This is a genomic window from Vibrio sp. YT-19(2023) (assembly GCF_033337395.1).
Map to the genome: position 1 here is coordinate 1 of NZ_JAWOQN010000050.1, position 24,673 is coordinate 24,673.

The window sequence follows — 24,673 nt, forward strand, 5'->3', positions numbered from 1 at the left end:
GGCTACGACGATTGATGGGCGTAACCGCTCAGATCGTAGCTTCTTGATTTAGTTCCATCGAATTACGCAACAAAGCCTATACGGTGCGCTATTTTTATTCTCATTTAGTCTCGAAATGCTAATTTATATCACCTCTTGAAGAGCATTTAGTTCGTAGATGAATCTTTAATGTATTTATATATTATGATGCAAAACAAAGCTCATATTTCCATGTTAAATATGGACTGGTCATACTGCTTTCTAATAATTAAATTATTTGAAAATTATAAACTGATTTTATATCCATTATAAATAAAATTAATGATAATTAATATTTGACATAAACACTAAATTTATGTGGAATATGCGGGTTGATTTGTTTTGAAGAAATAAAATCAATTTCTAGTACTTTTATTTAAGACAAGCTTAGCTTTTAGCGATGTTTAATTATTAATGCTTATATCATGAAAGAGGATATGTATGATGTCGTCGTTTGAGTCGTACTGGGTTGGGATACGTCAAAGAATAGCCGCACAAACCGAAGGTAACCGCAGTTTAAAGTCTCTAGTCATTAAAAAGCAGCGTGTGAACTTAAATAACAGTGGGTTATCCTTTCGCGCTAAGTCCGGATGTCTTATCCCTCACTGTTATACCAAGTTCTCTGATGAGATAAACCTAAAAACATCGAAAAAATCGTCTCTTAGTTTTAAAAAAGGAAAGCTGTATTTTTCTCCAGTTTAATAATAAATGAAATTTGCATAAATTATAATATTAGGTTTTTAAATTTATCGATAATTAATTACGATTTTATGATGCGTTTTCAATATGTTTTCTTGGTAAATAATTAGCTGGGCTTATTGTTGATTGTTTTTGTTGTTTCCTATTTAGATATGGATAAAAGCTCAACTACTTTTCCTATACCAACTTACTCCCTGAATTGACTTGCGCGCTTTTTCTCCCCTCTCAAAAAACATAGCGTTACGGAATTATTTTCGCTCCTGTTTCATTCTTCAAGACGAAAGCTCTACCTACCTCTCATTATTTTCGACAAACATTGAGTAAAAGTAACCAATCGTAACAAGGTGGCTGTAACTGAGCGCCGTTTCAATATACTCGTTTTTTAACTAGGTAATCCCGCGCTTTGAATTCATTCGGGTACCGTTTGTAAGCCTTAAATGCTACTAAGATAAGATGTCATGATGAGAAAAAGTACTATATTACACACAGTGTTAATTACAGGGTTCGCTGCTGTATCCTCGTTGGCTTATGCTGCGCCTTCAGTTGTGCCAAATGCGCCGGAACTCAGTTCTCGTGGTTATGTTTTGATGGACTTCCATACGGGGAAAGTACTGGTTGAACGTGATGCCCACAAACGTTTAAACCCTGCGAGTTTAACGAAGTTGATGACTGCTTATGTAGCTGGTCAAGAAATTAATACAGGCAATATTACGTTGAATGATGAGGTTGTCATCAGCAGAAATGCTTGGGCAAAAAATTTCCCAGATTCTTCAAAAATGTTTATTGAAGTCAATACTTCCGTTTCTTTGTCTGACTTATACCGTGGTCTGATTGTTCAATCTGGTAACGATGCCAGTGTCGCTATTGCTGAGCATGTTGCGGGAAGTGAATCAGGGTTTGTGAGTTTGATGAATAGTTGGGCCGCCAAGCTTGAATTGTCTAACACGGCATTCACCAACCCTCACGGCCTAGACAGTGACGGTTTATATTCGACACCTTATGATATTGCCAAGTTGGGCCAAGCGATTATTCGTGACTTACCTGATATCTATCCGCTGTATAGCGAAACCTCGTTTACTTACAATGGCATCACTCAATACAACCGTAATGGCTTGCTTCGTGATCGTAGTATGAATGTCGATGGCATGAAAACTGGTTATACAAGCGGCGCGGGTTATAGTCTAGCGACTTCTGCAACACAAGGTGATATGCGTTTGATTGCCGTAGTGATGGGAGCGAAGAGTGAGAATGGTCGTGAATCAGAAAGCAAGCAGCTGTTAAGTTATGGCTTCCGCTTTTACGATACGGTAATGCCGACTGAGGCGGGTGCGGAACTTGCGAAAGCTCGAGTTTGGATGGGCGAAAAAGACGAGCTTACTGTCGGCGTAGCTAACGATGTTTATCTCACTTTGCCAAAAGGAGATGTAAAAAATCTGCAAGCGGAAGTTGAATACAACGGTGATTTAGTTGCGCCAATTTCTGAGCAACAAGTGGTTGGTAAAGTGCTTTACAAAGTCGAAGGTAAGGTCGTAAATGAAGCCGAGCTCGTTGCATTGGAGTCCGTGGAGGAAGGCAGTTTATTCAAGCGAATTTTAGACTGGTTTAAACAATTGGTCGCTAGCTGGTTCTAAACAGTAGCGAACTTCTCTCTATATCACTCTATCTTGTTAATTTTCTATTAAATCAGTTTACTAAGGCGACCAACGTGGTCGCCTTACGTTTTTGGAATACTCGTTGCGTTAAAACGCAGGCCTTCTTGTAAGGGTGTGTTTTTACCTGACCAAGAGCGTTTTGTGTTTTTGGGTGCGAGAGAAAAGAAACTAGAACAAGAATGGAGTGACACGTGCACAAGATTTTATCTTTGACATTGATTTTATCGCTCATGGGCTGCGCTATGCCTTACCAGCAGGAGGTCGATAGCGGCCAATGTGTTGGAGTCATGACCTCTCAGGATGCATATGGTTATTTAAACCCAAACCATTACACGATGCAGGTACTCGCGCTGAAGCAAGAAAAAGATGTGAAAGATTATATTCGCTATATCGATCCTAAGCATCCGGTTTGGGTTAACTGGAAAAACAGCCGAGGCACACGTTGGTATACGGTAACTGTTGGTGATTTTAAAACGAAACAGGATGCCTACAATGCGCTTTCTTCATTACCAAGCCGTGTAAAGCAGTCATCCCCGTTTGTGCTGACTTTTGCGGAAATGCAGCGTAAGCAACAAACGAGTGTTGTGAGAATGCGTTAGCCAACAAAAAACGGAAGCGATAGCTTCCGTTTTTGTATTTAGGAGTAAGCTTAAAGCGCCGCTAAAATCGTTTCTGCTTTGCTTGCTTCAAACTCTTTTGGCTCTTCAACGTTAAGCTTAGTCACTGTGCCGTTTTCAATGATCATCGCGTAACGTTGTGAGCGAATACCACCAAAGCCGCCTGTATCCATTTCAAGACCCAATGCTTTAGTAAAGCTAGCGTCGCCATCACCCAACATCAGAATCTCAGAAGCGTTTTGAGCTTCGCCCCACGCTTGCATCACAAATGCATCGTTTACAGAAACGCACGCAATTAAATCAACACCTTTTGCCTTTAGCTCATCAGCTAATACCACATAGCCTGGTAGATGAGCTTCTGAACAGGTAGGGGTGAATGCGCCAGGTACAGCAAAGAGTACGACTTTCTTGTTCGCAAACAGTTCTGTAACGTCGTGGTTAACCATACCATCGGCAGTCAACTCACTTAGAGTTGCAACTGGTAGAGCTTGGCCTTGTTGAATCATGATTCTATTCCTTTTTGTGTGCTAGTTTAGCTTTCTCAGTCTAGCGTTTATAAATGCGGTTAACCACAGAGTCTTTGTAGGGTTTTAATACCTACGCGTTTGACCTAAGGCGTGGCACTATGCCTTTATTGCAACGCTTCGTGCTGGTTTACGTATTGGCTAACAAGGTGACGATATTTCGCCTTTAACTCGTTATCGATAAAGCTGGCATCAATCGCGTTCATTGTAAATTGGGCAAGTTCACTCTTACTCATTGGATGTGCGTTGTTGACGGCCAAAAAGTTGTCCGTCATGTAGCCACCAAAGTACACAGGATCGTCTGAGTTAATCGTTACGGCGACACCTTTTCGTAGCAAATCCACAATATTGTGATCTTTCATATCGTCGAATACACATAGCTTAAGATTCGATAACGGACACACTGTCAGTGGCATTTGGCTTTCGATTAAGGATTCAACTAATGCTTCATCATCAACACAGCGAACACCGTGATCCACGCGGCTCACGTAAAGCATTTCAATGGCATCGCTAATATTTTGTGCGGGGCCTTCTTCACCTGCGTGAGCAACGGTAAGTAAGCCTTCTTCTACTGCTTGTTTAAATACGCGCTTGAATTTAGCTGGCGGATGACCTTGTTCTGAAGAATCTAGTCCAACACCAATGATCTTATCACGGTGTTTCAGAATAGCCTGTAGGGTCTCTATGGCGCTCTCTTCTGAAAGGTGACGGAGAAAACACGCAATAATTTGCGAGGTAATGCCAAGTTTTTCGTGACCATCTTTTAGCGCGCGAGCGATTCCATTGATAACAGTGTCAAAGTCTATGCCGCGTTCTGTGTGTTTGAGGGTCAAAAAAGATTTCGGTATGAATAACGTTGTCTTCTTTACAGTGCAGTAAGTATTCCCAAGTGAGATCGTAAAAATCTTGCTCCGTACGCAGAACTCCCGCTCCTTGGTAATAGAGGTCGAGAAATGATTGTAAGTCTGTAAACTGATATGCGCTGCGTAGTTCACTCGGAGAAGAGTAAGGGATCTCGATGCCGTTTCGTTTTGCTAATTTGAATAAGAGTTCCGGCTCAAGTGAACCTTCGATATGTAAGTGCAGCTCTACTTTTGGAAGACCTTGAATAAATGCGTTCATATTCCACCTTATGTGTATTGTGGATGCAGTTACTCTAAGAATAGGTATAGATAGAAATAAATCGAACGCTATCACAAAGAGTAAGACCCACGATGATCTCAACTCTTCGTAATCAGCACTTTGCGGGAACTGGTAGAGACCCCCAAACCATATCATTGGGGTTATACGAAGCAAACGAGAGGGATTATACGCAAAAATATCGCTTTGGCTATACGCAAATAACCTAACTGTCATTAGTCACGGGTTTTCCTGTGAGCGAAACGACTATTTGCAAGTCACTTGAGTATAGAGGAGCCAGTTGTTTTTGCGTGTGTGAGAGGCACGTGTAATTAGAAGAGTAGTCTAAAAGAGTGGAGATTCGTTTGAGCAAAGGTAGGTGGCGGTACCTTGCACAACGATAAAGGCAGAGAAAGCACTAGAGAGCATTTATAGATCGAATAACTTATCAAATTCTCTTTGTTCCATAATGTCTTCTATGCGGCGTCGAGTTTTCTGCTTTACCGCCGCCGCGTTTTGTTCAGACTCTTTTTTGTCTTTTTCTGACTGCTTCTTACTTTTTCTAGCCATTGGATACCTTCCAAATTAGTTGCATTATCCATTAATGCATGAAAACTGAATCAGTTAACAGTAAAACTTCCTAACTTTGAACCTGAATCACAGAGAATAGTTCCAGATTGCGTTTTCTCACAATATTCAAAATCGATCATAAAGCTATGAGAAAGAAGTTTCGGTAATACGTGCCTTCGTAAAATATCACCATTTAATTGATGTATTTTAGCGTTCCAAGAGGTTTGAGGTTGTTCTAAATTAAATTCAATTTCTAACATTTATTCTCCTGTTTTTTAGTGATTTTCTCTTTGTTAAGTAATTGATACCAATGCCTTTGACGGCCAGTTCTTTTTGAGGACATGATTTTTCCTATAAATAATAAATTAAGCAGTACTATTCAGTTTATTTTAGATAGCACAAAGCAATGCCTAAAATTAGGTTGAGTGATTGATGAAAGAATATTTTTGAAGGAGAGAGGTTTGGTGCAGCATGGGCATGCTACACCAAGAAAAGCAGTCTTATAGAGGAGTTACTTCAGTCGCTTGAGGACCTTTTTTACCTTGCTCTACATTGAAGCTTACTTTCTGACCTTCAGTCAGTGTTTTGAAACCGTCAGAAACGATAGCGTTAAAGTGTACGAATACATCTTGGCCGCCGTTGTCTTGAGATAGAAAACCGAAGCCTTTAGTTTCGTTAAACCATTTTACTGAACCAGTTACTTTAGACATAAAAATACCTTTGAATTAAACATTAAAATTATGATTTGTTTTGTGGATCTTTTCTAAGCTATTGAATGTTCAATCAAGAGGAAGTTGTACGCAGGTGTCTGAATTGGGGATTCAAGATTTTACTGAGAGGAAACTTAAACTAAATGTTGCATTAACAGCTCTCTTCTAAGAGCCAAGGCACACTATACACCTTGTTTAGAAAATAGCTACATTTATTTTAGATAAATTAAATGTGCTCATTATTAACTCGATAAATTGTATTGTTCGAAAAAGTTGAATAAGTAGAACGAATAGTATGGCTCATAATTTTAGCTCATCAACCTAAAATAGAACCTTATCGATAGCCATAGATTGAACATGCGATTTGCAAGCGGTCACAAAGATAAACTAGGAGAACTAGTATGAGTACATTCAGAGACATTCGTCAGCTTATTCCTGCGCAACCTACTGCTGATGGTGATGGAGTGAAAATTCGCCGAGTAGCGGGTTTCAATCATGCTAGCTTTTCTCCATTTTTGATGATGGATGAACTCAAATCAGAAGACCGTGCTGACTATATCGGCGGTTTCCCTCCGCATCCGCACCGCGGTATCGAGACGCTTACTTATATGTTGAAAGGTCATTTCCAGCATCGTGATCATATGGATAATGTTGGCGAGCTTCGTTCCGGTGGTGCACAGTGGATGGCGGCAGGAAGAGGCGTCATCCATAGCGAAATGCCTATTATGAAGGAAGGCGAACTGCATGGTTTCCAAATTTGGATTAACCAGCCTGCGAAAAATAAGATGCAGCCAGCTCAATATCATGACTTTCAACCTGAAACGATCACTGAGTTTGATACTCCGAATACGGGGGTTGTACGTTTGATTGCGGGTCATATGACTATAAACAACGAACGAATTCAGGGGCCGCTAACAGAGACAGGTGTTGCTGCCACGGTAGCCGATTGGAGAGCGATGGGTGGTCAAGCTTTGAATTTGAACACGGATCAAGACAACAACATGATGCTCTATGTCTATAAAGGTCGTATTCAATTAAAAGGTCGTGAGATCAATCAAGGCGAAATGGCCATTTTATCGAAAGGTGAATGGGTTGAATTACAGGCCGAAAAAGAGAGTGGTGCACTGATCTTTATAGGTGAGCCAATTAATGAACCCGTGGTGCATTATGGCCCTTTTGTCATGAATAGCATGGAAGAGATAGAACAAGCCATCCAAGACTACAACTCTGGGTTGTTTGAAACTTACTAGTTTTGACAGCCTACTCGCTTTCTCAGTTAGCGAGCAAATTAAAACAGTTTTGAGCCTGAATATTGGGCTCGACCAGAAGCAAATACGATAATCCACTGCCATCGAATTTGCGTTAGCCACGTTTAATCCACGTGGCTTTTTTCTACTTCTGACTCCAGCGTATGATGGCTTCCTTTCCTGCTTCAATTCCTAACTCATAAGCATGACGCAGTGGTGCTGGCGATCGACTCAGCCGTTTCAACTTGAATGTTTCAGGAGGACACACTTGAATGATTTCGATACCAGGTGGTGGGTTGTTGATCAGCGCTAAGGTCTGATTGTAGCGAACTTCACGTGTCAACATAGGTTCAATTAATCCGGGCGTTTCTTTCAACATCCTCCTAGTTAGGGCGCTGAATTTTCCTCTTGGCTTTTGATAGCTTGCGGGCTGACTGCGTAAAACCATAATCTTTTTGGCTCCTCGCTTTATTGCTTCTGCAACAGGAAGTGCGTCTGAGACGCCACCATCAACGTATTGAATTCCGTTCAGTGATACGCCATTTCGGTAAAGTACAGGCAGTGCGCTGCTGGCTTTCATTGTTTCTGCCAAGTCGTCGACATCAGGAAGGTGGTACTCCGCTTGCCCATTGTCTTGACGCGTCACGCCTAAAAAGAAAGGTCGTGAATCAGCTTTGAGCGCAGATTTATCGATTCCAAGTTCTTCGAGGGTGACATTCCACATCCAGTCTAAGTTCATCATATCACCACCACGTAGAAGTTGAGATGGAGAGATAAATTCTTTTCTTAAGCTGTAATCGAGGTAGATTTTTAAGTTACGTCCGGGCATTTTAGCTAAGTAGGCAGCCAAGTTGCTAGCACCCGCAGACACTCCCCAAAAGCTATCAAATGGAGAGAACTCGCTAGCAAGAAAATGATCGAGTATGCCGCATGAAAATACGCCTCGCATGGCTCCACCTTCGACAATCAATGCTCGAGAGCCTACTTTTTCCATCACTTCGCTCCACTCTTTATCAATCGGATAATAGCGTGCAGCTTAACGCATAATGGTTTTATACCCAAGTGGGCCAAAGGTCTATTGGTTGCGTTCCTTTGAATAAAAAGGGCATCAACGGATGCCCTTGTCACTTTTAGCTTATGGAATTGCGGGTAATTGAGTCGCTAATTTAGTGAAGGAGACCGAGCGAATTAGCCCCCTTACATAGAGCCATACCTGTAGTCCCATACTGATCGTTGTTGGAATAGTTTGATGATCACTTGTTAAATAGGCATACAAACACTATCCAGAGCGTTGTAAGCAAAAGTAATGGGGTGAATACTTTCTGGATAGAAGCGCCATCAGTTAAATTGTAAATTTTGATGGATTCATTATAGAACGCTCGTTTGAATTCTTTGAAGCTAATGTCGCTCTTCGCATGCGACTGTTCATAGTGCTGGTGCGCAGCGTCCGATAGCTGGTATTCCAAGTCTTGGAGCTCGTACTCCTTGTTAAAAAACGCATCCCAAGCCGAAAGGCGGGCTATCGTTTTAGGAGATGGATCCCCATTTAGTTTCTCTAGACGCTTAGCATAAGCTGCTTGATATTTATCCACGGTATATTCCTGTCTGAATAGACGTTGAGTTAGAACATATGTAAAAAGAAAAATAAGTAATAAAAGGTTTTTTACGTTCTATACCTGTGATAAATGCTAAAAAGTTCAATGCTCTAGCACTCCGATGTCGCAAATGATATTGATGGAATTGCTCTGCGACAAATAAAATAATTACTCTAGATAACAACGAATTTTTGTTGTTTTTTAAAAAAACTGATCATGAGATTGAGTGGGGAGTTTTACCGAGAAGAATTTCGCTACTGTAACTGTCTATATTTACTCAAAAAGAGAAAATCTTAGAAGCTTTCTTTGATTGATGTGAGATATTTTAGGTCGAAAAGCATTAATTTTGGCTATGATTATAGTTCGTCTTTTTGTTGTTGAACTCTACTTCGAGGGGGAAAGAATCCATATTTCGAGCATAGGATAGCTCGCTTTTTCGTTACGTCGTTCTTGGAGTTTGAGTCAGTGACGACGCTATGAGTCTAGCATCTTGAACTCGATTGGGCGTATTAATTAATTATAAAAGTAAAGCAGTGCTGAGCTAGGATAAACTTCAACGTAAAGGTGACGGTATGAATATACAATCAGCCATTATTGAATATGCGATAGCGATTATAGGCTTACTTTTGACGGGCGTTACCCTCTGAGCATGACTGCCCAGAGGATAGAAAGCGCATTAGCTTTTTGCTAACGATTGATGTTGTATCGAGCCATTGCAGCTTCTTCTGACGATACAACCGTTTTACCAATTGGTGCGAGTGAAATAACCGCTAGCTTGAGGTGTTGGAGCGCAAACGGAATGCCGATTATGGTGACAAAGCATGCTGCGGCAGAAAGTACGTGACCGATAGCTAACCAAAGGCCTGCAAATACAAACCAAAGGACGTTACCAATAACGCCGAGCGGACTCGTGCCAATGTCCATTTCATTGGTCAATTCATCGCGTGAGATGGCCTCTTTACCGAATGGGAAAAAGGAAAAATTACCCATAACGATACACGCACGCCCCCAAGGTATTCCGATGATGCTAATAAAGGCCAAAATACCAAAAAACCACCATAGCAACCCCATAAATACGCCACCAAATACAAACCAAATGATGTTACCAAGTGTTCTCATTCTATTTCCTTTATTCTTGAATGTGATGATTCAGATACCTGAGAGCAGTGTAAAACAAATCTAAACCGTCTGTTTTGTCGATGTGTGCTTCCGTGCCCTCATTCACCTGATTGATAGAATAATCGCCGTAGTCTTAACAGAGAATGAATGCCTTCCCTAAGGCAAGTCTTTTTAGTATAGAGCGTAATACTCAATCAAGCATATAGCCAAGAATCGCATTATCTAGAGACAACTTTCTCGAGATATTGACAAATTTGCTCTGCCAATCGATGGCTGGCAATGTTGCGTGTTACTACTTCATCAGCAATATTTCCAGACTCAACGACGCCAAACCAATCGAGCAACATCGAATGGAAACCTTTACTCGTCAGCATTGGCGTCCAGTCTTTCAAATTGATTTTTTGCTCTTGGTTAGATTGCCATAGTTTGCCTTCAACGAAGGAGTCGAACTCCACTGCTTTGTTTGCATAACAAGCTTGAACGCGCTCTGTAGTGATACCGAAGTGGCGATTCATCGAGGCGTGGAGCAAAGTATCTCCATGTTGCCACTGAATATCTAAACGCGCCAACTGACCACCTTCAAGTTGATGAGTTACATAAGCATCTTTTAGATCGGCTTTGGCTGTGACGTTAACGCTGTCTAATGGGTGAATAAAATCATCAAATATAAAGGTACGAACATCCCCCGGTAGTTGGTGACGGTTCTTTTCCCAGCGTAACGACTTTAAGTCAGATATGTTGCCTTGCTGCACTTGTGGCATATGTTGGTTGTAAAGTGGAATGTGACGACGGTTAAAGCCCACATAGAGTGGCTGTCTCTCTTTTTCGGCAATGTCGTACAGCTTTTCCACGTCATCAGCACTATTCGCTAATGGTTTGTCGACAAAGGTTGGAATTCCATGCTGCAGAAAAAATGCCGCTATTTGAGGGTGTACGCTTGTTGCCGCATGAATCATGACGGCATCGACGCCAAAGTGCAGAAGTTGCTGGTAGTCTTGGCAGATCTCTGAGATTCGATACTGCTTAGCCAGGCTCTCAAGTGTGTTTGGGTTGCGGGTACAAAATACAAGTTCGATATTTGGAAGCTGAGTGATAACAGGAAGGTATGCTTTCTGAGCGATATCCCCTAGACCAATAATACCAATTTTCATCCTAGTCCTTATCTCGATGTATGGATCGCGGACTGTCAGTATAACGCTTGGCGCGGCGATGAGTTTAAATACCTTGTTAGAAAAAGCCTGATTCACACTTTGAGCCAGGCTTTATTGAATGATTTAGGAAACGGCTCGGCAGGCTTTGAATATATCTAACTTGCTATCGTAGGCTTGAGTTTGTACATCCATAATGCCTAATAAAGAGTGGAACACGTTATCATGTGAGTATTGGCCTGCATTCTGTGCTTGTTTATACAAACAGTCAGTATTGATCTGCTTCGCTTGTTTAAAGCCCGAAGACAGCCACATAATCAAAGGAACACGTTTTTGGAAATCTGGTGCAAGGCCATAAGGCATACCATGTAAGAACAATCCGTTTTCGCCTAGTGACTCACCGTGATCCGATATGTAAATTAGCGCGGTATTATACTCAGACTCTAACGCTTTAAGTTTTTTGATGGTTTCTGCCAATACAAGATCGGTGTAGCGTATTGTATTGTCATATGTGTTCACTATTTGTTCGATGCTACAGTTTTCGATATCTGCACGTGGACAGTCTGGTTTAAAGAAGGCGTTGTCTCTTGGGTAACGCTGAAAGTAGGTCGGACCGTGGCTTCCTATAAGGTGCATGGCGACCACTCGGTTACCGTGCATATCCGCGACTTCCTGATCAAAATGATCTAATAGCGCCATGTCGTAACAAGTTTGGCCATTACACATAGGGTTTACTTGCTTTCGATCCACTTCAATTTTCTTGATCTTGTGGGCTACTTCTTTATCCCCACCGTCATTTTCTTTCCAAATGAGGTCAACCCCAGCGCGCAGCATTATATCGAGAGCATTGTCCTGGTTATCCGCTTTGGTGCGTTCAAACTCGTTTCGCGTGAGCTGTGAAAACATACAAGGCACAGATACAGCAGTCGCGGTGCCACAAGACGCGACGTCTTGAAATGAGATAACATCCAGTTTACTAGTATAAGGGTTTGTCTCTCGTGTATAGCCATTGAGTTGGTAGTTCTGCGTTCGAGCGGTTTCTCCTACGACAAAAACCAGTAGTGTTGGTTTGCTCTGTGCTTGCTGTACGGCGCTATTTGACTGCTTTGCATCTGTGCCGATTTCTCGATATGGCTCTGGCGTGGTGAAATATTTTTCCTTCACATACCCGGTCGCGCTATAAACGAACTGGGTGGGTATGATGATTTTTTTCAGGTGGCTATTGTTGCGCCCTACAGATGCGTAGTCTTGATAGTACACGCTGGCAATGACGGCGATGACAGCTAGCGACGACAGCATCGATACTAATTTGGTAACAGAGAAGTACAGTAATTGGTGACGTTGAGATTGCAGCTTGACCTTAAAGACAATTATCGCTGGGATAACTCCCATAATCAGCGTCCAAATTACAGAGTGAGCACTCAGGTAAGAACTCGCCTCGCTCGAATCGGTTTCAACAATATTGGCAATCATTCCAGAATCGAAAAGTGTGCCATAGTTATAGCTTGCGTAGCTCACCATACTTGAAACAATGATTAAAATTATAAAGAACGGCTTGCCGATCCAAGGCCAACTAAATAAATTAAAAAGGAAATTGAGCGCGGCAAGAAAGAAAATTGGTATTGTGATAATAAATCCAATCTTGACATTATCTAAGTGTGTAAAGATGCCGATCAGTTCTTTATAAATAGGGATATTTACGACGAGAGCGAAATACAGCGCCAACAGGAAAGTAAAGGTAACGTAAGAGATACCTCTCTGTTGTAAATCATGTGTCTTCATAATGAGTGTCTTGAATAAAAATTAGAGCAAGAACGAAGCCCAAATAAAAAGGGCAAGAGTTAACGCAACAAATACTGCTGCTGAGCCAATATCTTTGGCTCTACCACTGAGCTCGTGCCAGTCATCGCTAACACGGTCGACAACCGCTTCTACGGCGGAATTAATGAGTTCGACGATCAATACCAAGAACAGGCTACTGATCATCAGCACTCTTTCGTATGTGGTGACAGGAAGGAAAAAAGCACAGACGGAAAGCACCAAGGCGAGAATCAATTCTTGTCTAAAAGCGGCTTCGTGTGTCCATGCGGCTTTCAATCCTTGAAATGAATAGCCGGTCGCATCCATGACACGGCGTATACCTGTTTTACCTGGCTTCAAAATATGACCTTACTATTTAAGCATTGGGATGGAACACATATCCCAGAGAGGTAACGAGATTAATCGTTACAGCGTGAAACATTTGTGAATAGAATCCTTCGCGCGATAATTTAAGAAAAGTGCTTATTTAATCAAGATCGTAGACGGTATAGCCTTTGTGCTGGAGACATTTACGCAATACGAGAGATTGGGTTTTGGTTGAATCATTTGTTCCACTCAAAGCACCAGCTCCAGCTCCTACAGCACCGCCGGCAGCAGCACCGACAGCCGCTCCACCTAATCCGTCTTCTAGCGCGCCAGCAGCTGCGCCGATCAATGCGCCTGTAACTGCCCCATTAGTGGCTTCAGATTTCGCTGCCTCTGATTTGTCGACATTTTCTGCATAGCCTTGGCAGTAAAGAAAGTCTTGTTCATATGTACTAGGGTCAACATTGGTCATGTCGACGACAGGTTTTTGGTTGTAGGCGCAAGCTGTAAGCGTAGAAGTAAGCGCCATAATCAGGATAAAAGATTTATACATGAGTACTATCCATTTAGTGTGTGAATCTTATGGATTAAATGTACACTGTTTTATTGTTGGTCTCTGTCGCTTGAGTGTATTGAAGTGTCGTCTTCTGTAAATGGGGTAGGAAGGTTAAGTTAACTGTCTGATTTTTTGAGGCTAAGTGTGAAGCAAGCTCCTCCAAGTGGGCTATGGCAAATCGAAACTTCTCCACGTTGAAGCTCCATTATCTGTCTGACAATCGCCAAACCGAGCCCAAACCCGCTCGTCTTTTTGTTGCGAGATTCATCCGCGCTGTAAAATGGTTCGAATAGATGAGGCCAATGCTTTTCTTCAATACCTATGCCATCATCATGAACATTGATGAAGCAGCGGTGCTGATCGTGTTTTATCTCTACTAAAATCTGCTTATCCGCGTACCGCATTGCATTGCGCAGCAAGTTATCTAAGGCTCGCTTTAACAATTTTGGGTCAGCAAACGCGAGAACGTTTTCTGAGTTTACTTCTTGAAGCGAGATAGCGAGCGTAGTCTCTTTTTGCCATCTCTGTCGTAATTCTTTGACTAAGTTGACTAGGACGACTTCTTCTTGAGTTTGTAATGCTGTGTCAGGACGCTCCATCTTTGCGTAGTAAAGCAATTCTTCAACCATTTCTTCCATCTCGTCAATGTCTTCGACGATACTGTAAACATACTTTTTCTGTTGTTCAGTTAAGGTTGAATCCGATAACAAATCTGCTTGCCATTGTAAGCGGAAGATTGGGGTACGCAATTCATGTGCAACGGCGTTAGTTAGCATTTTATTGCTAGTGATCAAGCGAGATACTTTATCGGCCATCGTGTTAAAGCTTTTGTTTAACGTCCCAACAGACTTAGCGCTTGAGGTACTAGCTCGAGCCTTGAAGTTACCTGAGGCAAACTCAACGGTCACTCTCTCTAGCTCTCGAATCCGACGGCTTAAGAACCAGATCAACAATATGCAATACAGAGCAAATCCAGCTAAAAAGAACAACCAAACGATATTGTCATCAAAGTTGGCAGCTTTAACCACAGGGCTATTCGGATTATCGCTCATTTTAAAGATAGGCGTGCTCGCATCTAGGCGGAACCAGATATCCCTTTCTTCATCGTAAGCGACGTTAACGGAGGTATCACTTTCAAACGCCTTTTTGATGTCTGTTGGAAGCTCTTCAAGCGTATGAGGCACCAACAAACGATGGCTTGATGTGGCAAATTGTTCCAACTGTTGTTGAGTATATTCTAATCCGTGTTCTTTATAGATAGGGTAGATCAGATCGTGAAAAGCTTGACCCTCATGCTCTTGTAACAGGTAGTCATAATCTGTGTTGATCTCATAAACTAAGAACTCGTATCCCCACAAGCTAGCCATAAACAGAATGATAAGGCCAACAAAGCTTTCCAGATAAATCCGTCTCATTATTCATTCCATGCATCAGGCATAAATAGGTAGCCTTTGCCGCGAACGGTAATGATTTTTTGTGGTGAGCAAGAAGCATCGCCTAGCTTCTTTCTCAGTGTCACTATGCGATTATCAATGGTGCGGTCTGTTCCATCGTATTCAATACCACGCAGTGTTTTGGTCAGCCACTCGCGTGATAGTGTTTTTTCAGCATGCGTTGCAAGAACCCACAACAAATCGAACTCGCCGTCTGTCAGCGCAATTTCTTCTTGGTTCATTACGCACGATTTACGCAATCGGTTTAAACACAGAACACCAATTTGTAGGCCGTTTTCGGACTCGGTAGGCGCCGCCTCTTTTCTTCTTAATAGCATGCGAATACGAGCCAGCAATACGCGAGGTTTGATGGGTTTAGTAACAAAGTCATCTGCGCCTATTTCTAATGCGGCGACATGATCGAAGTCATCATCACTTGCTGTCAGCATCAACACTTTGCCTTTGTAGCATTCTCGGATTTGACGACATACACTCAGACCATCTTGCCCGGGTAGCATCAAATCTAACAGCACCACGTCTGGTTGTGTGTCAATAATCGCATTGGGTGCGTCCGTCCCATTGTCGATACATTTGACCTGAAAACCTTGTTCAACAAAATACTCTCCCAACATAGTTTGTAATTTGGGATCGTCTTCCACAATGATTAGAGATGGTTTGATTTGTTGTGCGTTCATTTAAGTGATGTATACAATATTTAATATCAATGGAACTTAAACAAATTTACGAATTATTTCAAATAAAGCTTTCTCAGAATAAGGTTATCGGATGAGTTAACTGGATAAAATTGCCAATTAATGATTTAAATCTAATCACCAATCACATTTCGAGAGATGTAAAAAGGCGCAACGTTTGCGCCTAGGTATGGAATCTTAAAGCGAAATTACCGCTTATTCGGTGGTACATACGACGCTGTTGTCGCTGCCAAATGCATTTGGAACGTAAGCATCAGCTTGTGGGTCATTTTCCCACTTCGCGTCATCGAGCAAGTAACGGAACTGAACATTCTGCGCTTTAGGTAAGCGGGTTTTAAATTTAAACTGACGACTTTTCTTCACTAATTTCATCGGTTCTGGCTGCCAGTTGTTGAAGTCTCCAGCAATTTGGACAGAGTCCCACTGATCTTTATCTAGCTCGAACGTGACTTCGACTTCATCTTTTGTCTTAAAGAATCTTTTTTTAAGCATTGATCTTTCCTTGTTCGTACAAAAACCGTTCTAACTATTACTCGTGTTTCATAATGATTTCAAGTTTTATCGAATTGTTGCTGGTATCTGATGAGGGGAGTATCCGAACGGTGAATAGCTCGTTGTGCTGGTTTCGTGTACTGAGGGAGCGTTAGAGAGAAAATTCACTAGCCTAAAATAGTCAAAGAACAGAGTTTGTTAGCGAGCCGAGAGTCCGTATCTTGAAGTCAAACCGTTATCATGTATTATCTTAAATCACCATTTTCCTTGATGTAGCTATGTTGAAGTTTAACCGTACATTGTTGACTGCGATAGTTTGCTTAGTTGCTATGCTTTTGAGTAGTGTCGCTCCTGTGGCGCAGGCTTCCGCTCCGATGAAAACAATTGAAGTACGCGATCTTATTGTTCAACAGGCTGCTCTACACAAACAACTTGGCGTCAATGACGACTGCGTAGAATCACATCACGATGAGTCAGCCATCAATAAGGCACAACAATCTCACACGAGTTGTAGCTCTTCCTGCATGGTCAAAATTCCCGCCAACTTATCTCAAAACGACTTACTGCTTCTTCCTTATAGCCTTGCTTTGATTGATAGGCCTCTAGTCGAAAAAGTAGTGACAGTGATCACCAAGCTTTATCGTCCTCCGATTGTTTAATTCCTCATCTCAAATTACTTGGGGTTTCCCCCTTTTTACCAAATGAAATGATTTGGCATTTGAATGCCACAAGGAAATAAACAATGAAAAAACTACTTGCCTTATGTAGTGCACTTTTACTGACTTTTACCGCTCATGCAGCGCAATTTGAAGAAGGGAAGCACTACAAAGTTCTGGATGTTAAGAAAGCATCGAAACCTGTTGTGACGGAATTCTTTTCTTTTTATTGCCCACATTGCTACAAGTTTGAGTCTCTTATTGAGCGTTTAAAACCTGCTCTGCCAAAAGAGGCAAAGTTTGAAAAGGTACATGTGGGGTTCATGGGCGGAGATATGGCGATTCCGATGGCCAAGTCCTACGCGACGATGGTGTCGCTAGGAGTTGAAGATACAATGATTCCTGCCATGTTTGCCCAAATTCATCAAAAGCGACAAGCGCCAAAAGACGAAGCTGAGCTGAAACAACTCTTCGTTGATAATGGCGTAGAAGGTAAGAAGTTTGATGCGGCTTACAACAGTTTCGCCGTAAACTCAATGCAGAAAGGTTTTGATAAGCAATTTTCTGCCAGCACGTTAAGAGGGGTTCCGGGTGTGGTTGTGAACAATAAATACATTGTTTTGGCCAACGAAATTCGTACTTACGACGAGTACAATCAATTAGTTAATTACTTATTGACGCTGTAACTGTAAATAGCATTGATGCTTAAAAATGGCGACGGTAGAGTCGCCATTTTTTATGCTTATCACACTCGTATTATCTAAGAACGCTTGTACATGCTTGAGTCGGAACACTAGTCATAAATATGGCATGCGGATAAAACAAGCTAGCAGCAGTGATTGCAACATTACATGGCTGAGCAATCGTGGTTTTAATCACATTGGTAAGCACGGCACCTGTATTATTTACTGTTTGAGCGGCGGCTTGTTGTGCCTGGTAAGACACGCAACCTGTCGTTGCATTGATCATCGCAGTGCTAAACAAAAGTTTGCGAAAAAACATATTCATATCCTTTGTGAATGCTTTGAATTACTTATATGTGGATTGATTCATAAATGAAACGAAACAGTGTTCAAAATATGTGTGCATTCACGAAATGAACATTGTTTTATAAAAAGACGTTTTTTTTGTGATCTTAGTACTGGACAGACCAGGTTATGAAACTAAAGCCAATCCGTGCATTACGATTACGCCGAAGGTCAATTTGCTCCTCATTCCTTGATATCCCTTGGGCTCGGCGTCTTGTTCGACTTTCCTCACGAGCTTTTCTGCATACCAAACAGCAAGGTACCCAATTGCTAAGAGTAGGGTTGCGACTGCGTAATGTTTGTGGCCCTGCAGTAATGCGCCCCAAGCCAGTAAGACAAAAAGGTTGCTGAGAATTAATATATTTCGGCTAAGGCGATGGTAGTAATGCTCAATGCCATTACCCCAAAGGATGCCGGATAAAAAACTTAATATAACGGCGCTATATGCGATGAAAAATTGCTGACCACTTAAATTGAAGAGTGAGATGTCAGTGAAAATCAGCCCTAAACTAAACACAAATGGAACCAGGCCTAAGTAACCGAGTTGTAGCATGGTTGAGCGTGTTGTCATGGTCGTCACCTTATAATTGTTGCTCTATCATATTGGTAAGCGTAGTACTTGTCGGTGATGTGGAGCTTGGAAAAGTAGCAATAACTTTACCTTCAGAGCTAATTAGAAACTTGTAGAAGTTCCATTTTGGTTTTATGCCTGCTTGGTTGGTAATTTGGTTGAAGACTGGGTTCGCATCTACACCTAATACTGAAGAGCGAGCCATCATTGGAAAGGTTACCCCGTAATCGAGATAACAGACTTTCGCTGTGTTTGTTTCGCTTCCTCTATCTTGTCGAAAGTCATTGCTCGGGAAACCGATAACGGTGAAGTTTTGGTCTTTGTAAGTTTGATAGAGGGTTTCTAACTGTTCGAACTGAGGAGTGAAGCCGCACTGGCTTGCTGTATTGACGACCAGAAGCGTCTTTCCCTTAAAGCTTTCGCATAGATCGACTTCTTCCGTTGAGTTTAACAACCTTTGCTTACCTTGAAGAATATCAGGGCACTCAGATGCAAGAGCAAGCGAATTCATGGAGAGAAAGCTAACGAGAGCGGCGAAGTTCAGTAATCCTTTCATGGTGTTGTTCCCCTTGTTTTCAATAAGTATAACTACTTAAGTGCAAAGAGGATCGATCAAAAAAGCCGCACAAATGCGCGGCTTTTTCAAGAGCTGAGATCTGACTATGCCAGTTTCAACTCGAACTGGTTCAGGTACATTACCATATCTTCAATCGTCAGTACCGGCATGTTGTGCAGGCGACCGAATGCTACGATCTCCGGTGCCTTTGCCATCGTGCCATCTGGATTGGTCACTTCACACAGTACGCCAGCGGGTTGAAGCCCTGCCATTTGCATCAGATCAATCGTACCTTCTGTGTGACCACGGCGAGTCATTACACCACCTGGACGTGCGCGCAGAGGGAATACGTGACCCGGGCGAGCAAGATCTTCCGGTTTTGCGTGCGGGTTTGCCGCCGTTTTAATGGTCGTTACGCGGTCTGCTGCTGAAACACCCGTTGTTACACCAACTTTCGCTTCAATAGAAACCGTAAATGCGGTTTGGTTTGCGCTGTTGTTGTTTATCACCATTGGAGGCAGTTCCAGTTTGTCTGCTTGAGCATCTGTTAAGCACAAACAAACGATGCCGCTACATTCGCGGATCATCAATGCCATTTGCTCGTTAGTGAGGTGCTCGACTGAATAAATGATATCGCCTTCGTTTTCGCGATCTTCATCATCAAGAAGCAGTACGCCACGGCCTTCTTTTAAAGCGATAAGTGCGTTTTCAACGCGAGTAATTGGGTCGCCGAATTCGGCAAGTAGTGATGACTGATTCATGGTTAACTCCTAAATTTCACCAGAATCAGGGCGGTATGAGAGATCGCCGTAAAATACGATCAAAAAGAAGTGCACCAGCATTCTTAGCGATCTGACTCGCTATGCTGGTGTATTCTTATTCTCTTTCATCCGGACTATAACCGTCGGCTCTGGCATCTCACCAGATCTGCTGACCTCGACGAATCGAGCGCTCGCGGGCTCACTTGAAAAAGTATACCGCCGGTGGGGAATTTCGCCCCGCCCTGAGAACAATTAAAAATGTACCACTTCATCCAAGTTGTGAAGAAGTGGAGCTAGGATAGTACTGCGAACTGAATAGCTTGGAAAGTCGATTCCATCTGTATGATGGAAAAGTGTGCTATCGACGGAAATAATCTGTGCGAATAAAGTGATCAATCTGCTGCGGCACGAAGGTGTTGTAAATCAGGCTCGTATGCGTTTGCTTCACTTCGATATGATCTTGCATACCGTCCAGTCTTGTCTCTTCTACGGTAACGGTACCGTCCGACATGGTGTTGTCATTACGGATCAACAATGGGCGAGCGCCAATCGGCATCGTTCCTGCGATACTGCCGAGTTTTTGAGGGAAATCCCAAGCGTCATCATGTTTGTTTAATCCGTGGTGTGGCGAATTGCCTAAAATTGCACCCAATCCGAGATCTTGAATTCGACCTACAATGGACGCGCCTTTCAGAGGCGAACCGATAGCGACAACATGAGAGATTAAGTTAGTGCTCGGTTTTCTGTTGGCGAGATAGCGCTTAATCATCAAGCCTCCCAAGCTGTGTCCCACGAGCACGTTTGTGGTCAGTGGATTAAGCGAATGATCAATAGAATCAAACAGTGAAGACTCATCGATAGCAACGGTGTTATAGCTGAGTACTTGCGTTTCGTATCCGAGTTTTCTCAGCTTTTGGCTAAGAGGCTGCATGACCAGCCCATGCATATAAAGACCATGTAAGATGATGATTTTCATAATACCTCCTAGATTTATGACGTCGTAGATATCCTACTCTAATTGACAAGAAACTACTTGTGCTTTGTGGTGCATATTTACGTTTTGCTGCAAAGTTTGACTGCTGTAGCAAGCGACTCAGCCCAGTAAATCCTGTACTTGTTGTTGCAATTGATGACGATTTAAAGACGCAGGACTTAACACTTCACCGATAACAACATCCACTTTTGACCAAAAACGAGTCGGTCGTTTTGTGAGAGCATGTCCGCCTTTGTGGCTGAAAAAAGAACCCCAAAGCCCTTTTAACGCCATAGGGATGACAGGAACAGGGTTACGTTCAAGGATTTTCTCTACACCAGGGCGAAACTCACCCAATTGACCGTTAGACGTTAAACGACCCTCAGGGAAGATACAGACAACCTCACCGTCGTTAAGTGCTTGTTCAATCTGTTCAAATGCTCGTCGGTAAGTGTCGGCACACTTACGTGGAGAACAGATCGGGATAACACCGGCATGACGGAATACATATTTAAGAACAGGTAGCTCGCTGATGGATTTGTCCATCACAAAACGAACCGGGCGAGTAGAGGTTCCCATCAAAATCAATGCATCGACATAGCTAACATGGTTAGCCACGATTAACGCAGCACCTTGTTCAGGAATATGTTGGCGCCCCTTTACGGACACACGATACATACAATGGCTGAGTAAATAACTGATAAAGCGTTGTGTGAATTCCGGTACTTGACGATAGACATAGATTGCCACGAAGAAGTTACCTATTGCCATCATGACAAACAGTTCCACAATAGAAAGCTCTAGTACGCTGAGTACAACGATCGAAACCAAAGCAGACACCACCATAAACAACGCATTCATGATGTTGTTAGCAGCAATGGCACGTGCACACTCCCCTTTGTTTGAACGCGATTGGATGAACGCATAAAGAGGAACAATAAAGACACCGCCGCTTACACCAACAAGGAACAGGTCAATCATGACGCGTAGATGTTTTGATTCAGCAACGAAGCTTTGAACATCATAAAAGTGCACCGGAAGTGATGGATAACTTGGGACTGCCCATAGCAAGTCGACGCCAAAGACTGTCAGACCAAGGATACCGAATGGCAAAATACCAAGCTCAACGTGGTTGAAAGAGAGCTTTTCACACAACCAAGAGCCTGTCGCGATACCAATGGAAAACAATGCCAACAGTAAAGAAACGACAGTGCTATCTGCGAACAAATGTTCGCGTGCGAAGTTAGGGAATTGAGTTAGGTAAGTCGCACCCATGAACCAGAACCAACTGATGGCAAGAATAGACATCCAGATGCCTCTCTGCTTTTTTGCCACTTTTAACGTGTTCTTTAAACCAGAAATCGGTTCAAATTTCGCTTTGTCATTTGATTGGCTAGGCATCGCTGGAATATTCACGCTGCTCATGAACCCAAGCAAAGACAAGGCAATCACGGTACAAGAAGCAATCAAGGTACCATTAGGAATGGCTAGCAGCAGGCCTGCGCTAAGCGTACCTATAAGAATCGAAAGAAACGTGCCCATTTCAACCCAAGCATTTCCTTTAACAAGCTCATTTGGTTTGAGCGCTTGTGGTAGTAAGGCGTATTTCACGGGGCCAAAATAGGCCGATTGAGTGCCTGTCATAAACAGCAGAACCAGCATCAGCATGGCACTTTGGGTGGCAATAGCGGTTGCTGCGCAAGACATGATAGCCAGCTCGATGAGCTTTAGACGTCGGATTAATTTGGCTTTGTCCATGCTGTCAGCGACGGCACCAGCATGCGCTGAGAATAGAAAGAAAGGTAGGATGAATAAGCCTGCCGCCAAATTAACGAATAGATTGACGGATATTGGTAGGTTATCAATTTGGCTGTATGTCACCATCAATAACAGAACGTTTTTGTAGATGTTGTCATTGAGTGCGCCAAGGCATTGCGTCACAAAGTAAGGAAAAAAGCGTTTTGAGAAAAACATACGGGCCCCGATTAAACAAAGTCGAATGAGATGGGAGCACTTTATGCTCAATGAACGATTAAACCAGCTTTCTCTTTCAAGTGACGTTGTATGCCACCAAAAGTAACGAAATTCGTTGCTTTTATTTCCATTTGTTTATTGAGTTACTAATTGCGAGACTTATTGGTGAGTTTTCTTTCCCATGGTTCAAATAAAGGGAACGTCCAGCGACGCATCGCAATAATCAGAGAGGTGCCGTGTTTTTCGTCCATATCGAGAGAGCTATCACTTTGGCAAGCCTGATAAAACTCATCGATGACCTTTTGCAGTTTCTGTTGTAGCTTCTTGTTGGTTGGTACACTCATCAATCCTGTTGCCATGGAGAACTTTTCATCTTCACCAGAAAAGTAGCTTTGGAAAAAGGCGTCTTGAACTTGCTGTTGGAAGAACCGTTGAATAGGGCCGCCCATCTGCCACTTAAATGTCGGAGATATACGCAAACGAATTTTGTTATTTGGCTGCAAGTCGATGATGTTCAGCCGATCCAAATGAGCAAGCTTTTGCACCAGTTCCAACTCATTGAAGGTGTATTGCTGAACGATTTGCTCAAACTGATAGCCATTTACAACACAGATTGCCACGAGTAGCAGGGCTTTATCATCAACCAACTGCTTTTCTTGCTCTAACGTTAGCGACTCTAGACCTTTATTGTGCGCAGCCGCAAGCTTAAACAGTTCCGCCATTTCTAAACCAATCAATTGGCAAATGCGTTCTAAGCGTTCAAGACTAATGTGTTGACCTTCAGCGAGTAAACGTTTGACGCTTCCTTCACTTAAATCAAGGTGTTGTGCAACATCGGCATAATGCAGCCCAGCTAACTTTAGTTGGCGTTTAAGCTCTTTAATTAACGTATAGCTTTCTGACATTTACGCTGTTACCTCGTCGTGTAACTGCTCTAGGTACGTTTGCATAAAGGTTTTGCGTTTTTGCGCTTCGCGTCTTGCTGACTCTGTGTTCATAGTTTCAGCGATTTTGAATAACTTGGTCTGAAAGTGATCCAGAGTGAATTGTTTATCGTTAAGTTCACGTTCTTCGGCAAATATATCGCTGTCGTTGTAAAGTTGCGCGTTAAATTGAGTGCTGACTTGAATGCATCGCGTCACGCCAATTGCGCCTAAAGCGTCCAGACGGTCGGCATCTTGGACGATTTTGGCTTCCAACGTATTTGGCCTGATGTTTGCGCTAAAGCTGTGTGCCTCTATCGCATGAGCAATGGCATCATGATATTGCTGCGGATAATCGATACTCTCTAAAAATGCGACCGCTTTTTTGGCTGCGATGATTGAGCTCTCTTTGCGATTTGGGTGATCTTTCGGATAAGTAAAGCAATCATGCAAATAGGCAGCCGGTAATACAATCGCGATGTCTGCACTTTCTTCTTTGCAGAGCTGTTTCGCTGTTTTGACCACGCGTTTTACGTGTTTAAGATCATGAGCTGCATCCACTTGCATCTCTTGCTGCATAAATTCCAAAAATTGCGGTTCTATCTGGCTTAATGACGTCATGGTTCATATCTACAACTAAAATGAAGTCAGAAGTATGCCCAACGCTTAGAATAATTTCCAAGTGCGATGGTGTAATTGAGATTCAGCCACCAGAACCTTGTGCAACGTTTGGTACTGAGCCGTTTTATATGGCCTTTCAATGTGTTCAGCGGTTTATGAGACAAGAATAGACAGAGCGAGCAGTGATGTTTACCTGACCCGTCCTGATATGGGTTGACACTTTTTAACTAAAACGCTCGATGTACTTCATCGGGCGTTTTGTATTTTAAAG

The 24,673-nt window shown here is 42.5% G+C and carries 27 protein-coding genes, 1 pseudogene and 2 riboswitches; of the genes and pseudogenes, 5 read left to right on the forward strand and 23 right to left on the reverse strand.

Translation table 11 applies throughout. From position 1 onward, the window contains the following. Positions 1 to 1,178 precede the first annotated feature (1,178 nt). The gene (locus tag R7E78_RS22570; protein ID WP_318058265.1) at positions 1,179 to 2,348 is read left to right on the forward strand and encodes a D-alanyl-D-alanine carboxypeptidase family protein; all 1,170 of its coding nucleotides are present in this window, start codon (positions 1,179 to 1,181) and stop codon (positions 2,346 to 2,348) included. Between the two features lie 212 nt (positions 2,349 to 2,560). Beyond that, positions 2,561 to 2,968, forward strand: a complete 408-nt coding sequence (locus tag R7E78_RS22575) for an SPOR domain-containing protein (protein WP_005373701.1) — start codon at positions 2,561 to 2,563, stop codon at positions 2,966 to 2,968. A 50-nt stretch (positions 2,969 to 3,018) separates the two neighbouring features. Here R7E78_RS22575 and R7E78_RS22580 read toward each other — a convergent pair whose 3' ends face one another. The 5 genes and pseudogenes from R7E78_RS22580 to R7E78_RS22600 all read right to left on the reverse strand — a co-directional run bounded on the left by R7E78_RS22580 (position 3,019) and on the right by R7E78_RS22600 (position 5,909). Next, a complete protein-coding gene (locus R7E78_RS22580; RefSeq protein WP_005373699.1) occupies positions 3,019 to 3,492 on the reverse strand; it encodes a peroxiredoxin in 474 nt (157 codons plus the stop codon). A 125-nt stretch (positions 3,493 to 3,617) separates the two neighbouring features. Then, positions 3,618 to 4,632 (reverse strand): annotated as a pseudogene (locus R7E78_RS22585) (adenosine deaminase). Positions 4,633 to 4,721: 89 nt separating this feature from the next. Next, positions 4,722 to 4,821, reverse strand: a riboswitch (purine riboswitch). 237 nt (positions 4,822 to 5,058) lie between these two features. Continuing rightward, a complete protein-coding gene (locus tag R7E78_RS22590; RefSeq protein WP_017633782.1) occupies positions 5,059 to 5,199 on the reverse strand; it encodes a PA3496 family putative envelope integrity protein in 141 nt (46 codons plus the stop codon). Positions 5,200 to 5,249: 50 nt separating this feature from the next. After that, positions 5,250 to 5,459 (reverse strand): hypothetical protein, encoded by a 210-nt coding sequence (locus R7E78_RS22595; protein WP_005373692.1) that lies wholly within the window; start codon positions 5,457 to 5,459, stop codon positions 5,250 to 5,252. A gap of 240 nt (positions 5,460 to 5,699) precedes the next feature. Continuing rightward, the gene (locus tag R7E78_RS22600; protein ID WP_005373691.1) at positions 5,700 to 5,909 is read right to left on the reverse strand and encodes a cold-shock protein; all 210 of its coding nucleotides are present in this window, start codon (positions 5,907 to 5,909) and stop codon (positions 5,700 to 5,702) included. A 401-nt stretch (positions 5,910 to 6,310) separates the two neighbouring features. Between R7E78_RS22600 and R7E78_RS22605 the strand changes: the two genes are divergently transcribed. Further along, positions 6,311 to 7,159 carry a pirin family protein gene (locus tag R7E78_RS22605; protein WP_042522691.1) on the forward strand — a complete coding sequence of 283 codons (849 nt, stop codon included), beginning with the start codon at positions 6,311 to 6,313 and terminating at the stop codon, positions 7,157 to 7,159. Positions 7,160 to 7,301: 142 nt separating this feature from the next. Here R7E78_RS22605 and R7E78_RS22610 read toward each other — a convergent pair whose 3' ends face one another. The 10 genes from R7E78_RS22610 to R7E78_RS22655 all read right to left on the reverse strand — a co-directional run bounded on the left by R7E78_RS22610 (position 7,302) and on the right by R7E78_RS22655 (position 16,339). Next, positions 7,302 to 8,150 (reverse strand): patatin family protein, encoded by an 849-nt coding sequence (locus R7E78_RS22610; RefSeq protein WP_042522690.1) that lies wholly within the window; start codon positions 8,148 to 8,150, stop codon positions 7,302 to 7,304. Between the two features lie 259 nt (positions 8,151 to 8,409). After that, positions 8,410 to 8,748 (reverse strand): hypothetical protein, encoded by a 339-nt coding sequence (locus R7E78_RS22615; RefSeq protein WP_017635147.1) that lies wholly within the window; start codon positions 8,746 to 8,748, stop codon positions 8,410 to 8,412. A gap of 690 nt (positions 8,749 to 9,438) precedes the next feature. After that, positions 9,439 to 9,870: a YccF domain-containing protein gene (locus R7E78_RS22620; RefSeq protein WP_005373685.1), complete on the reverse strand. Its 432-nt coding sequence runs from the start codon at positions 9,868 to 9,870 to the stop codon at positions 9,439 to 9,441. A 218-nt stretch (positions 9,871 to 10,088) separates the two neighbouring features. Continuing rightward, positions 10,089 to 11,021 (reverse strand): Gfo/Idh/MocA family protein, encoded by a 933-nt coding sequence (locus R7E78_RS22625; RefSeq protein WP_213886165.1) that lies wholly within the window; start codon positions 11,019 to 11,021, stop codon positions 10,089 to 10,091. Between the two features lie 123 nt (positions 11,022 to 11,144). Then, the gene (locus tag R7E78_RS22630) at positions 11,145 to 12,800 is read right to left on the reverse strand and encodes a phosphoethanolamine--lipid A transferase (protein WP_318058264.1); all 1,656 of its coding nucleotides are present in this window, start codon (positions 12,798 to 12,800) and stop codon (positions 11,145 to 11,147) included. A 21-nt stretch (positions 12,801 to 12,821) separates the two neighbouring features. Further along, a complete protein-coding gene (locus R7E78_RS22635) occupies positions 12,822 to 13,178 on the reverse strand; it encodes a diacylglycerol kinase (protein WP_017635149.1) in 357 nt (118 codons plus the stop codon). 127 nt (positions 13,179 to 13,305) lie between these two features. Further along, on the reverse strand, positions 13,306 to 13,698 hold the full coding sequence (locus tag R7E78_RS22640; RefSeq protein ID WP_005385575.1) for a hypothetical protein: 393 nt from the start codon (positions 13,696 to 13,698) through the stop codon (positions 13,306 to 13,308). A 119-nt stretch (positions 13,699 to 13,817) separates the two neighbouring features. Further along, a complete protein-coding gene (locus R7E78_RS22645) occupies positions 13,818 to 15,116 on the reverse strand; it encodes an ATP-binding protein (RefSeq protein ID WP_132937026.1) in 1,299 nt (432 codons plus the stop codon). Next, on the reverse strand, positions 15,116 to 15,829 hold the full coding sequence (locus tag R7E78_RS22650; protein ID WP_005373673.1) for a response regulator: 714 nt from the start codon (positions 15,827 to 15,829) through the stop codon (positions 15,116 to 15,118). The genes R7E78_RS22645 and R7E78_RS22650 overlap by 1 nt, the downstream gene beginning before the upstream one ends. Positions 15,830 to 16,042: 213 nt before the next feature. Then, positions 16,043 to 16,339, reverse strand: a complete 297-nt coding sequence (locus R7E78_RS22655; RefSeq protein ID WP_005373671.1) for an isoamylase early set domain-containing protein — start codon at positions 16,337 to 16,339, stop codon at positions 16,043 to 16,045. 278 nt (positions 16,340 to 16,617) lie between these two features. Here R7E78_RS22655 and R7E78_RS22660 point away from each other — a divergent pair, with 278 nt between their 5' ends. Next, positions 16,618 to 16,998, forward strand: a complete 381-nt coding sequence (locus R7E78_RS22660; RefSeq protein ID WP_005373669.1) for a hypothetical protein — start codon at positions 16,618 to 16,620, stop codon at positions 16,996 to 16,998. Between the two features lie 83 nt (positions 16,999 to 17,081). After that, the gene (locus R7E78_RS22665; RefSeq protein WP_005373667.1) at positions 17,082 to 17,681 is read left to right on the forward strand and encodes a thiol:disulfide interchange protein DsbA/DsbL; all 600 of its coding nucleotides are present in this window, start codon (positions 17,082 to 17,084) and stop codon (positions 17,679 to 17,681) included. 70 nt (positions 17,682 to 17,751) lie between these two features. Here R7E78_RS22665 and R7E78_RS22670 read toward each other — a convergent pair whose 3' ends face one another. The 8 genes from R7E78_RS22670 to R7E78_RS22705 form a co-directional block, all read right to left on the reverse strand. Continuing rightward, the gene (locus R7E78_RS22670; RefSeq protein ID WP_005373664.1) at positions 17,752 to 17,997 is read right to left on the reverse strand and encodes a hypothetical protein; all 246 of its coding nucleotides are present in this window, start codon (positions 17,995 to 17,997) and stop codon (positions 17,752 to 17,754) included. A gap of 153 nt (positions 17,998 to 18,150) precedes the next feature. Further along, positions 18,151 to 18,594: a DUF3429 domain-containing protein gene (locus R7E78_RS22675; RefSeq protein ID WP_005396352.1), complete on the reverse strand. Its 444-nt coding sequence runs from the start codon at positions 18,592 to 18,594 to the stop codon at positions 18,151 to 18,153. A gap of 10 nt (positions 18,595 to 18,604) precedes the next feature. Further along, on the reverse strand, positions 18,605 to 19,150 hold the full coding sequence (locus R7E78_RS22680) for a glutathione peroxidase (RefSeq protein WP_025767949.1): 546 nt from the start codon (positions 19,148 to 19,150) through the stop codon (positions 18,605 to 18,607). A gap of 104 nt (positions 19,151 to 19,254) precedes the next feature. Continuing rightward, positions 19,255 to 19,911, reverse strand: coding sequence for a 3,4-dihydroxy-2-butanone-4-phosphate synthase (gene ribB / locus R7E78_RS22685; protein WP_262643981.1), 657 nt, complete (start codon positions 19,909 to 19,911; stop codon positions 19,255 to 19,257). Between the two features lie 113 nt (positions 19,912 to 20,024). Next, positions 20,025 to 20,165: riboswitch (FMN riboswitch) on the reverse strand. Between the two features lie 104 nt (positions 20,166 to 20,269). Then, entirely contained in the window at positions 20,270 to 20,887 is a 618-nt protein-coding gene (locus R7E78_RS22690) for a hypothetical protein (protein ID WP_005373653.1), read from the reverse strand. A gap of 117 nt (positions 20,888 to 21,004) precedes the next feature. After that, entirely contained in the window at positions 21,005 to 22,858 is a 1,854-nt protein-coding gene (locus R7E78_RS22695) for an MFS transporter (RefSeq protein ID WP_104976243.1), read from the reverse strand. 146 nt (positions 22,859 to 23,004) lie between these two features. Next, entirely contained in the window at positions 23,005 to 23,763 is a 759-nt protein-coding gene (locus R7E78_RS22700; RefSeq protein WP_136976698.1) for a helix-turn-helix domain-containing protein, read from the reverse strand. Next, positions 23,764 to 24,402: an HD domain-containing protein gene (locus R7E78_RS22705; protein ID WP_115386528.1), complete on the reverse strand. Its 639-nt coding sequence runs from the start codon at positions 24,400 to 24,402 to the stop codon at positions 23,764 to 23,766. Positions 24,403 to 24,673 lie beyond the last annotated feature (271 nt).